Genomic DNA, 12663 nt, shown 5'->3' on the forward strand with positions numbered 1-12663 from the left:
GAATCAAAATATACAATGTGAAATTTTTAATATATTCTGTTATCTATCAAACATATTCCTTTATTTATAAAAAAAAAAATTATTTTTAATATATTTAGATATCATCTTACTAATAATATCTATTGAAAAATCAAAATTCTCACTATTTAAAATAAATAAATTATCCCATTTTTTAGACCAAGTAATTTGTTTTTTGGCTAATTGCCTAGTTGCACAAATAGATTGAAATATCATATCGTCATAAGAACATTTATTAGATAAATAAGACCACATTTGACGATATCCAACACGTTGCATAGAAGGTAAATGAGGATTTAAATCTCCTCTATAAAATAAATTTTTGACTTCTTCTTCAAATCCTATGTCTAACATTTTTTTAAAACGTGCAGAAATTCTATTATGTAATACTGTTCTATTAAAAGGCATTACAAAAAACTGTAATACTTTGTATGGAAAACAATAAAAATCTTTTTCACTCTTTAAATATGTTGTTAAATTTTTACCAGAAACTAAAAAAATTTCAATAACCCGTAATATTTTTTTAATATTATTAGGATGAATTTTCAAAGATGCTTCATTATCTATTTTTTTTAGATATTGGTATAAAATAGCATTTTCAACATCTTTAAAATTCTGATAAAGATTTGAACGAATAACATAACTAGTAGAGGGTAATGATGCTAAACCATGTAATAATGATTTATAATAAAACATTGTTCCACCTACAAGGACTGGAATCCTTTTATTAAAAACTATTTTATTAATTTCATATAAAGCATTATTTCTAAAATCTTCTACTGAATAAATATCTATAGGATCTCTAATATTAACCAATTTATGAGGATATTTTACTAAATCTTGTGTACTAGGTTTATCAGTGCCAATATTCATATCTCTATATATTAACCCTGAATCAACACTAATAATATCTATTGGTAGAATTTTACTTAAATGAAAAACCATTTTAGTTTTTCCACTGGCAGTTGGACCCATAATAAATATTATAATTGGTAGAGTTTTTTTTATATTCATATTGTTTCATAAAATGATGTTAAATTAAAATACATTAAATTTAAAAGTTAAAATTATTTTTATAATTAGATTAATCTCTAATTATTTTTATTATTTTTATAACATTTATAATATTTATTTTAATAATTATTGAAAAATTAATACTATAATTAAATTATTTTTATTCTGATTATTTGTTTAATTTTTTTTTAAAAATTATAAATATTAATTCAATAAAAATCATATTTATTTATAATTATCAAAATTTAAAACAATAATAATCTTAAATAAATCTTATTCTTGAATAAAAACTTATTAAATAATATTTTAAAATTATTATATAAATTATAATTAAAAAATATTATTTAATAATAATTATTCAATTTATTTTGAAATAATTTAATTTTATTAAATATTTTTATAATCAAAATTATCAAAATAATATAATCAATTTTTATTTAAAAATTTATAATGAATTAAATTATAATATTCCTCAACTATTGATAGTACTAATTTATAATTCATATTTATTCCTGAAATTTTGATTAATGCATTAATTAAACCTATTTTTTTAATTAAATTTTGTATATGATGAGATTCAATATCCTGATCATCACAATAATGCAAAACAGATGCAACACCAATCGATAAATTTTTATATAAGAAATTATATTCTATATTGCCTAAAATTGGTTTGAATAATCGTTCATTTCGATTTAATTTTTTTAATGGAAATCTTGCTATTCTTTTTAAATTATCAGATAAGTAAAAATTTGAAAATCTATTTAAAATTGTATGAATATATTGATCATGTAAGACGTGATTAAAATTGTAACGTTTAATTAAAACCTGTCCGCTTTCTTTCATAGCATTCAAAACAATATTTCTAATTTTATTATCAGATATTGCATTATAAACTGTTTTATATCCAAAAAATAAACCTAAATAGGCAGTAACAGAATGAGCTGTATTTAAAGTAAATAATTTTCTTTCAATAAATGAAATTAAATTATTACTGAATTTTAAACCTATAATATTAGGAAAAACACCTTTTATTTGAGTAGAATCAACAATCCATTCATAAAATTCTTCTACTAATACTAATAATGAACTTTCCATATTAACATTAGACATAGATGGAATAATTCTATCTACTACAGAATCTATAAAATTTACATATTGATGTAAATAACTATGATATTGAACAGGTAAAAACCTTAAAACATATTTTTTTAAAACACTAGTACCTCTAGTCATATTTTCACATGCAATAATATATAATATGTTTTTAACTCTATTTTTTACACGACATATCACACTTTCAGCAATATTTTCTGCAATACATTCTAATACATGAGATCCTACAGCTGTAGTAATTAAATTCACCTCAGAAAGTAATGGAATTAATACAGATAAATTTTTACTATTTATAGCTTTTATACCTGAAATAATTTTTTCTTGAAACTTATCTGATTGTATTATTTTAATAGTATATTTATGATGAAAATTTATAGACTCAACTAAATCTTCATTAATGTCTGAAAAAGTTAAATCAAATCCTGACTCAACTAATTTCTCTCCTATAAATCCACGCCCAATATTACCAGCACCAAAATGTAATGCTTTCATAAAATAATTCCGTATTACATTAATTTAAAATTAATTATACTTATTATTAAAAATAACAACAAATACATATAATCAATTTAATTTTTTTTATGAATAATTATTTAAATATATTTAATATATCTTTAATTTTATTAGTGTGTGATAATTTTTTTATTATTTTTTCATCATCTAGTATATTAGTAATATTGTTTACTAATTGCATGTGTTCATTGTTTTTTGCTGCAATTCCAATTACAATATATGCAACATCTTCAATATTATCACCAAAAACAATTCCTTGAGGATATTGACAAAAGATCATACCTGTTCTTAAAATAGAATCTTTTGATTTTAATGTACCATGTGGTAAAGCTATAGATTGACCTATCCATGTTGGTGATATTTTTTCTCTTTCTAACATTGCATCAACATATTCAGAATTAACGTAGCCTTGTTTAATTAATTGAGATCCAATAAATTTAATTACTTCTATTTTAGATGATGCTTTTTGACCAATAAAAATATTTTTCTTTGAAATGGTAAACAATTTTTGACTTTTTTCATTTAAAATTATTGATTTTTCTATTTGATTATTAATAAATTTTTTATTGTGATTGATTAAAAATTTCACTAAATCATTATAAAAATCATGATCTAAAAAATTTTTTATCGATATATGTTTTAAATTAGGTTTTTGAAGACGAGCTCTATCTGTTAATTTATAATGGGTAATAACTAAATCTATATTTTTTTTAGATAATAAATTAATAGCTAAATTACATACTAAAATATTATCTAAATTAACACGAGATAATTTTCTTTTTAAAATACCAACACCTATAGCACTAGATCCCATTCCTGCATCACATGCAAAAACTATATTTTTGATTAATTTAGTATGATTACTAAACTCATTTTGAATATAAGAATAATAACTTAATCTTGAATGGCATGTTTTATCATGCATATCCTTTAATAAAAAATTATTATTTTTATTATTGTGATTAATTTTCAAAATTATAAAAGCAGAAAAAAAAGAAACTAAGAAAGATAAAAAAATACTTATAATATTTACAAAATAATTATTTTTAGGAGTCATCGCTAAAATAGATATTATTGAACCAGGGGAAACAGTAGATACTAATCCTCCATGGCAAACTATTAATACATAAATACCTGTCATGCCACCCAAAATAACCGAAAAAATTAATTTTGGTTTAATTAAGACATAAGGAAAATAAATCTCATGTACTCCCCCTAAAAATTGGACAAAAATAGCCGATTTAATAGAATTTTTTATTTTTTCAGGTCCTAAAAATAACCAAGCTACTAAAACACCTATGCCAGGGCCAGGATTTGATTCAATGAAAAAAAATACAGATTTATGATTTTTTACTACTTCTTGAATTCCTAAAGGAGAAAAAATACCATGGTTGATTGCATTATTAAGAAACAAAATTTTTGCTGGTTCAACAAAAATAGCTGTTAATGGTAATAAATTATTTTCTATCATTTTTGTTATAATACATGATAATAAATAAGAAATATAATTAACAAAAGGACCAAAATAAAAAAAAGATAATAATAACAAAATAGTAGAAATTATACCTGAAGAAAAATTATTAACCAACATTTCAAAACCAGAATAAATTTTATTCTGTATAATTTTATCAAATAAATTAATAATCCATCCTCCTAAAGGACCAATTAACATAGCACCAAATAACATTGGCATTGAAGAACTAAGAATTAAACCAACTGTTGCTATACTACCAACAACTGCTCCTCTATCTCCTCCAACTAATTTACCACCTGTATAACCTACTAAAATAGGTAATAAATATATGATCATTAAATTAATTAATTGTTCACAATTTTTATTTGGGATCCACCCTGAAGGTAAAAATAAAGTAGAAATTACTCCCCAAGCGATAAATGCACTAATATTAGGCATAATCATATTACTTAAAAAACGACCAATTTTTTGAACTTTGATTTCTAATGAAGTAGTCATTAAATATTTACTCTTATGTATAATTTTTATTAAAAAACATAGATATGTATTATTAAATATTAAATTTAATATATAGAGAAATAATATTTATTAATAAAAATTATACATTGATGTGAGTATTATTTAAACAAATCAATTGTATTCAAATAATATATTTTTAAATAGATTAATATTTATAAATATAATTTTTATTATATGTTTATATAAATCCACATCTTAAAATTATTTAACAATCATTATAAATATTTATGAATTATAATTAATTATTTAAATAATCAAATAAAAAGCTAAACATTAAAAATCAATCCTTTAATTATTTAAAAATGATATTTTATATTAAAAATATTATAATTTTTTTATAAACAGTAACAATTCATATAATTATATATATTTTTATAAAATATTTTTTAATGTTTAATATAAAAATATTATTTATAAAAATAATATTTTTATATTGATTAAAATTTAATTTTTCCAATCATTATATGTACGAATCAAATTATTTGTCGAAGAATCATAACATAAATCAATATTTTCTTTTTTTAAAGTACTTAAAATTTCTGAAGCTAATTCTTTTCCTAATTCTACCCCCCATTGATCAAAACTAAAAATATTAAAAATAACTCCTTGAGTAAAAATTTTATGTTCATATAAAGCTAGCAATGATCCTAAAGTATACGGAGTTAATTTCTTAATTAAAATGGAATTGGTTGGTCTATTACCTTCAAATAATTTAAAAGGAATAATTTTTTCAATCAATTCTGGATCATTTTTATCTAAAATTATTTTTTTCTTGTTATCATCAACCGATTGACCAAATGCTAAAGCTTTAGTTTGAGCAAAAAAATTAGATAATAATCTTATATGATGATCACCTAATTGATTATGTGTTTGTAATGGTATAATAAAATCAGAAGGAATTATTTTAGTACCTTGATGTAATAATTGATAAAATGCATGTTGACCATTAGTACCTGCTTCACCCCATATGATTGGTCCAGTTTGCCATTTTACTAATTTTCCATTCTTGTTTATAGATTTTCCATTCGATTCCATATTACATTGTTGTAAATAATTAGCAAATTTATGCATATTTTGATCATACACAAACATTCCTTCAGTTTCAAAACCAAAAAAATTGTTATACCATATTCCAATTAATGCTAAAATAACTGGAATATTTTTTTCTAAATCTGTGTTTAAAAAATGTTCATCCATAGATTGAGCTCCTGATAATAAATCCACAAAATTATCAAAACCTATAGATAAAATAATTGATAAACCTACTGAAGACCATAATGAATACCGACCTCCTACCCAATCCCAAAACTCAAAAAAATGATTATCATGAATACCAAATTTTTCAACTTCAATCCAATTCATCGAGATTGCTAAAAAATGATCAGAAATATACTTAATATTACCAGATTGTTCTAAAAACCAATTTCTAGCACTATAAGCATTAATCATAGTTTCCTCTGTAGTAAAAGTTTTTGAAGTAATAATAAATAAAGTGGTTTCTGGATTAACAATTTTTAATACTGAAGAAATATGGGTTCCATCTAAATTAGAAACATAATGCATTTTTAAATGATTTTTATATGGAATTAAAGCTTCAGTGGCCATATAAGGACCTAAATTAGATCCTCCTATTCCAATATTTACAATATCTGTTATAGATTTCCCAGTATATCCTTTTTTATCACCATTAATTACTAATTTAGAAAATAATTTCATTTTATTCAATACAAAATGTACTTGAGGCATAATATTTTTGCCATTCACATAAATTGGTTTATTCTTAATATTTCGTAATGCAATATGTAATACAGAACGATTTTCTGTATAATTAATTTTATGCCCTTCAAACATTAATTTTTTTTCATCTTCTAATTTAAGCTCATAAGCCAATGAAATTAATTTTCTAAAAGTTTTATCAGTCATTCTATTTTTTGAAAAATCAATTAACATTACATTATCAAATACAATGGAAAATTTTTTAAAACGTTCAACATCTTGATTGAATAAATCTCTAAGATGAACATTTTTTATATCTTGAAAATGATTTTTTAAATTTTTCCATGATTTTGTGTGAATTGGATCTATATATTGCATAATACATTCTCTTATTATATGTATATAAAAAAATAAAAATTTCCATAAAAATTGAAATAAATTCTATTAATCATGTTATTCAAAGTTGATATACATGACAAAAATAATTATTAAAATAATAAAACATATTCAATCTATAAATTCATACATTAATATTATTAAACAATATCAATTTATTTATAATAATGTATAATTCATTTAATATTATTATTAATGTATTAAATAGATAATATATATAAAAATCATCAATAATATTAAATGAATTATACATTTAAGATTATTTATACAAAATATATTCATTTTTATAAAATTTAATTTTTCAGATTGGTACAATATTTTATTTTTACTATTCTAAAAATATTTTAAAATATCAATATGATTGAAAAATTATCCTTCAATCATAATTGAAATAAAAGAATATTTTCCCTAAAAAATTAATTTTATATTTTGAATTAAATGAAAACAATTAAAATTTAAAAAATAGATTTTTAATTATTTTTTAAAAAAAATTAATCTTTTTTCATATAAAAATTTAATTATAATATATGATAAAAAATTAAAAATATAAACTAATACAAACCATACATAACTTACTTTTATTTTACAAAAATCAAATATATTTATTTAATACACACCCACTAAATTCAATTAATTTTTAAATAAATTGATCATTAATAAATATTTAAACAACAATGCCATTTAAGCCAAGAAAAATTTAATAATATAAATATAATTTTAACTATACAATATGATAGAAATTTTTATTACAAAAAATAGTTATTTGATCTTAATAGTAAGATGTTAATAATATTACTATCTTAACAGTTATTGAATTAAAAAAAAAAACAAATATTAAATCATAATATACACTTATGTATTAAATTTGATGAATATTAATTTTGTTAAAATAATAATTTTATTAAAATTTTTGTTAATTTTTCTATTTTTATTAAATATTTTAAAAATTATTTATTTTTGAAAAATATTTATATTTACTCTTCGAAATGATTGTTTTAAAAAATCTTAAAAAAATTTTATAAAATAACAAACAATTAACTATATTTTAATATATTTATATTATTTTAATTATAAAAATTTAATTGATTAAGACTGTAATAAAAAAAATCTTCAAAAAATAATTACCATAGATTAATTTTTTAAAATATTTAGAAATAATATATAATGTATAAAATATATTTCTAAAAAAAATTATTTGTAAGTTATAAAAAATATATCAATAGTTATTTTAAAAAATAATCAATAAAAATATAAAAATTATATTAATTTAATCATAAATTATCTTTAATATTGTTTATCAAATTACAGAAAATAATAAATGAATATAAATAAACAAAATTTAATATGGATTGATTTAGAAATGACAGGATTAAATCCAGAAAAAGATCGTATTATTGAAATAGCAACGTTAATCACAGATAATCAATTAAAAATTCTAGATATAGGTCCAGTCATTCCTATTTTTCAACCTTTATCTCAATTAAATAATATGGATAAAAAATTTTATAATATACATAAAAAAAATGGACTAATAGAACTCGTAAAAAATAGTCAATTTCATGAACAAAAAGCAGAATTAAAAACTATAAAATTTTTAAAAAAATGGGTACCAAAAAATACTTCACCTATTTGCGGAAATACTGTTGCTCAGGATAGAAAATTTCTATACCACTATATGCCAAAATTAGAATCATATTTTCATTATAGATATATAGATGTCAGCACAATTAAAGAACTAGCTTATAGATGGAAACCAAAAATATTTAAGTATTTTCATAAAAAAAATAATCATTCAGCTTTAAATGATATTTACGAATCTATTTCAGAATTAAAATTTTATAAAAAAAATTTTATAAAAATATAAAATTAATACTTGATAAAAATTTTATTTTTAGAATATAATATAATTAAAATAAGATGCGGGAATAGCTCAGTTGGTAGAGTACAACCTTGCCAAGGTTGGGGTCACGAGTTCAAATCTCGTTTCCCGCTAAAAATTTTTTTAAAATTTTAAAAATTTAAATTTCCTAAAATAATTTAATATTAAAAAAATAAAATAATTAAATTAAAATATTTTTAAATTATATTATTAAAATAATATTTTATAATATAATTATTGTTGTTGTTAAATATTATCAAATAGAATATTTAACAACAACAATAATTATTTTAAATCATATGAAAACGTTTATTAAATTTTTCAATTCTTCCACCAGAATCAACTGATCTTTGTTGTCCTGTATAGAATGGATGACAATGAGAACATACATCTAAATTAATATTTTTAGAAATAGTTGAAAATATTTTTTTAATATGTCCACAAGAACAAGTTGCTGTGATTTCAAAATACTCTGGATGAATGTTTTTTTTCATAATAATCCTTTTTAATATAATACAAACATAATTATAATTTACTTTCAAATGATTTGCATTTGAAAGTAAATTATAATTATGTTTGTATTATATTAAAAATAATCAAAATATAAAATATATATAATTATTTAATATATTAAAAAGAAAAAATAAAAATATAGTAAAAAATTCACTAATTCAGTACTATAATAATCAGTATTTATAATAATAAAAATAAGTTTATTCAAAGAATAATTTTTTATTATGATAATATATCATCTTTTCCTAAAAATATTTCATTGCCATTTTAATTTGATAGATAATAAATCAAGATTTAAAATAAATATAAAATATTATTTATGAACCATTATCAATGTAAAATTAAAAAATTAATTAGTCAATAATTTTTTTATAATATAAAACTATAAAATCAAATAATTTATCAAAATAATAATATTTATTTTAAATAACATTTATTATTATATAAATTAATCATTTTTATTAAATAAATATAATTAATTTTAGTAATTAATTTTTTTTAACTATATATCATACTGTGAAGAAGATATAAAAACCATGACAACAATCCTTAGTGTTAGAATTAAAAATAAAATAGTCATTGGTGGCGATGGACAAGCTACTTTAGGCAAGACAGTAATGAAAAGTAATGTTAAAAAAGTACGTAGCCTTTATAATAATAAAATTATTGCAGGATTCGCAGGAGGAACAGCCGATGCTTTTACTTTGTTTGAATTATTTGAACAAAAATTAGATATGTATCAAGGTCAATTACAAAGATCTGCTATTGAATTAGCTAAAGATTGGAGAACAGACAGAATATTACGTAAATTAGAAGCAATACTTGCTGTAGCTGATCGAACATATTCATTAATTATCACAGGAAACGGAGATGTTATTCAACCAGAAGACGATTTGATTGCTATAGGATCAGGAGGTCCATATGCACAATCAGCTGCTCGAGCATTATTAAATAATACTCAATTAGATGCTAAAACTATTGTAAAAAAATCTTTAACGATTGCTGCAAATATTTGTATATATACAAATCATAATTTTACAATTAAAGAATTATCTTCCGAATAGTAAGGATGAATCTATGTCTGCAATGACTCCTCAGGAAATCGTCAAAGAATTAGATAAATTTATCATTGGACAAAATTCTGCTAAACGTGCTGTATCAATAGCACTAAGAAATCGATGGAGAAGAATGCAATTAAATGATGAATTACGTCATGAAATTACTCCTAAAAATATTTTAATGATTGGTCCGACTGGAGTTGGTAAAACAGAAATTGCTAGAAGATTAGCAAAATTAGCAAATGCACCTTTTATTAAAGTTGAAGCAACAAAATTTACAGAAGTAGGATATGTAGGGAAAGAAGTAGATTCTATAATTAGAGATTTAACTGATTCTGCAATAAAAATGATTAGAATGCAAGAAATAAAAAAAAATAACAATAAAGCAGAAGAATTAGCTGAAGAAAGAATTCTCGATGTTCTTGTACCTACTCCAAAAAACAATTGGGATAAAAATACAAAAAATGAAAAACCATTATCTACTATACAATCATTTCGTAAAAAATTAAGAGAAGGTGATCTTAATGATAAAGAAATTGAAATCAATGTAGCAGCTATTCCTATGGGAGTAGAAATTATGGCTCCACCTGGAATGGAAGAATTAACAAGTCAATTGCAATCTTTATTTCAAAATTTGAGCGGAAGAAAACAAAACACAAGAAAATTAAAAATTAAAGATGCAATGAAGCTATTAATTGAAGAAGAATCAGCTAAATTAATAAACCCTGAAGAAATCAAAAAAAAAGCAATCTATGCTGTAGAACAAAATGGAATCGTATTCATAGATGAAATAGATAAAGTATGTAAAAGAGGCAATAATACTTCAGGAGCAGATATTTCAAGAGAAGGAGTACAACGTGATTTATTACCATTAGTAGAAGGATGTACAGTATCAACAAAACATGGAATGGTAAAAACTGATCATATTTTATTTATTGCTTCAGGTGCATTTCAAACTTCTACTCCATCTGATTTGATTCCTGAATTACAGGGTCGTTTACCTATTAGAGTTGAATTAAAAGCTTTAACCATAGATGATTTCGAAAGAATCCTCACAGAACCAAATGCTTCGATTACTGTTCAATATAAAGCTTTAATTAAAACAGAAGGAATTACTATTAATTTTACAAAAGAAGGAATAAGATCTATAGCAGAAGCTGCTTGGAAAGTCAACGAATCTATGGAAAACATAGGTGCTAGGAGATTACATACTGTACTAGAAAAATTAATGGAAGAAATTTCATTTTATGCATCTGACAATAACAGTAAATCTATCATTAATATTAATCCTGAATATGTCAGTCAATATTTAGATGAATTAATATCCAATACTGATCTTAGTAAATTTATTTTATAAATTTTTATATAAAATAATAAATAATTTATAAATCACCTATTTTAAATTAATTTAATATAGGTGATTTACTGATTTTTGTTATTAATTTTATATCATTTAAATAATATGTTAAATACTAAATAAAATAAAAAATTAATACAATATTATAAATTTTAAAATTGTATTTTAAAATTTAAATCAATGATAAATATGAAATGTATATATTATAAATGCTATTTCAAAATTAATATTATTAAAAAATTTATTTAAAAAATATTTTTATTTTGATAATATATAAAATACTTAAAATAAAAATATAAAAAAATATGAATCAATGGATTACTGGAAAAATAATTAATATTAAAAAATGGAATCAAAATCTATTTAGTATAATAATAAAAGCACCAATAAATTCATTTTCAGCAGGTCAATTTGCTAAATTATCTGTAATCAATGATAATAAAAAAATACAAAGAGCTTATTCTTATGTTAATGCACCTAATAATTCTAATTTAGAATTTTATATTAACTTAATTCCAAACGGAAAATTTACTAACCATTTGTATCAATTAAAAATTAATCAAAATATTATGATTAACAAACATTCATTCGGTTTTTTTACTATTGATGAAATACAAAATTGCGAAATATTATGGATGATGGCCACTGGTACTGGAATTGGTCCATACTTATCTATTTTACAAGAAGGAAAATGGATAAATAAATTTAATAAAATTGTCTTAATTTATTCTGTAAGATTAAAAAAAGATTTAAATTATTTAGATTTAATATATAAATTAAAAAAACAATATAAAAATAAAATTATATTTGTAAGTATTGTAACAAGAGAACAATCAATAAAATCTTTAAAAAATAGAATTCCAATATTAATTAAAAATAATACTTTAGAAAAAAAAATAAAACTCAATATCGATCCTAAAACATCTCATGTAATGCTATGTGGTAATCCTGATATGGTAAAAGAAACACAAAAAGTATTGCAAAACCTTAAAAATATGCAAAAAAACTTAAGAAAATCACCAGGACACATTACTACAGAAAATTATTGGTAAATAACAGTATAATCTATAAATTAAATATTATTAATTGA

Annotated in this window: 9 protein-coding genes and 1 tRNA gene; 5 read left to right on the forward strand and 5 right to left on the reverse strand. The window is 20.7% G+C overall.

From position 1 onward, the window contains the following. Positions 1–60: 60 nt before the first annotated feature. The 4 genes from miaA to pgi all read right to left on the reverse strand — a co-directional run bounded on the left by miaA (position 61) and on the right by pgi (position 6748). Positions 61–1032 carry a tRNA (adenosine(37)-N6)-dimethylallyltransferase MiaA gene (miaA, locus tag AB4W51_RS02530; protein WP_367676555.1) on the reverse strand — a complete coding sequence of 324 codons (972 nt, stop codon included), beginning with the start codon at positions 1030–1032 and terminating at the stop codon, positions 61–63. Positions 1033–1458: 426 nt separating this feature from the next. After that, on the reverse strand, positions 1459–2640 hold the full coding sequence (locus AB4W51_RS02535) for a mannitol-1-phosphate 5-dehydrogenase (protein WP_367676556.1): 1182 nt from the start codon (positions 2638–2640) through the stop codon (positions 1459–1461). 97 nt (positions 2641–2737) lie between these two features. After that, positions 2738–4633: a PTS mannitol transporter subunit IICBA gene (locus AB4W51_RS02540; protein WP_367676557.1), complete on the reverse strand. Its 1896-nt coding sequence runs from the start codon at positions 4631–4633 to the stop codon at positions 2738–2740. A 465-nt stretch (positions 4634–5098) separates the two neighbouring features. After that, a complete protein-coding gene (gene pgi, locus AB4W51_RS02545; protein WP_367676558.1) occupies positions 5099–6748 on the reverse strand; it encodes a glucose-6-phosphate isomerase in 1650 nt (549 codons plus the stop codon). Between the two features lie 1336 nt (positions 6749–8084). Between pgi and orn the strand changes: the two genes are divergently transcribed. Next, complete coding sequence (orn, locus tag AB4W51_RS02550; RefSeq protein ID WP_367676559.1) at positions 8085–8630, forward strand: oligoribonuclease; 546 nt, start codon at positions 8085–8087, stop codon at positions 8628–8630. Positions 8631–8685: 55 nt separating this feature from the next. Further along, positions 8686–8758, forward strand: a tRNA-Gly gene (locus tag AB4W51_RS02555). Positions 8759–8935: 177 nt separating this feature from the next. On the opposite strand, the gene rpmE is transcribed toward AB4W51_RS02555, so the two are convergent. Beyond that, positions 8936–9139 (reverse strand): 50S ribosomal protein L31, encoded by a 204-nt coding sequence (rpmE, locus tag AB4W51_RS02560; RefSeq protein ID WP_367676560.1) that lies wholly within the window; start codon positions 9137–9139, stop codon positions 8936–8938. Positions 9140–9694: 555 nt separating this feature from the next. On the opposite strand from rpmE, the gene hslV reads away from it, so the two are divergent. From hslV to AB4W51_RS02575, 3 genes are all read left to right on the forward strand, one after another. Further along, positions 9695–10222, forward strand: a complete 528-nt coding sequence (gene hslV, locus AB4W51_RS02565) for an ATP-dependent protease subunit HslV (protein ID WP_367676561.1) — start codon at positions 9695–9697, stop codon at positions 10220–10222. Positions 10223–10235: 13 nt separating this feature from the next. Beyond that, entirely contained in the window at positions 10236–11573 is a 1338-nt protein-coding gene (hslU, locus tag AB4W51_RS02570; RefSeq protein WP_367676562.1) for an HslU--HslV peptidase ATPase subunit, read from the forward strand. Between the two features lie 305 nt (positions 11574–11878). Next, entirely contained in the window at positions 11879–12625 is a 747-nt protein-coding gene (locus tag AB4W51_RS02575) for an FAD-binding oxidoreductase (protein ID WP_367676563.1), read from the forward strand. Positions 12626–12663 lie beyond the last annotated feature (38 nt).

Origin of the sequence: Buchnera aphidicola (Eriosoma grossulariae) (assembly GCF_964059045.1) — a bacterium.
Classification (GTDB): Bacteria; Pseudomonadota; Gammaproteobacteria; order Enterobacterales; family Enterobacteriaceae; genus Buchnera_D; species Buchnera_D aphidicola_A.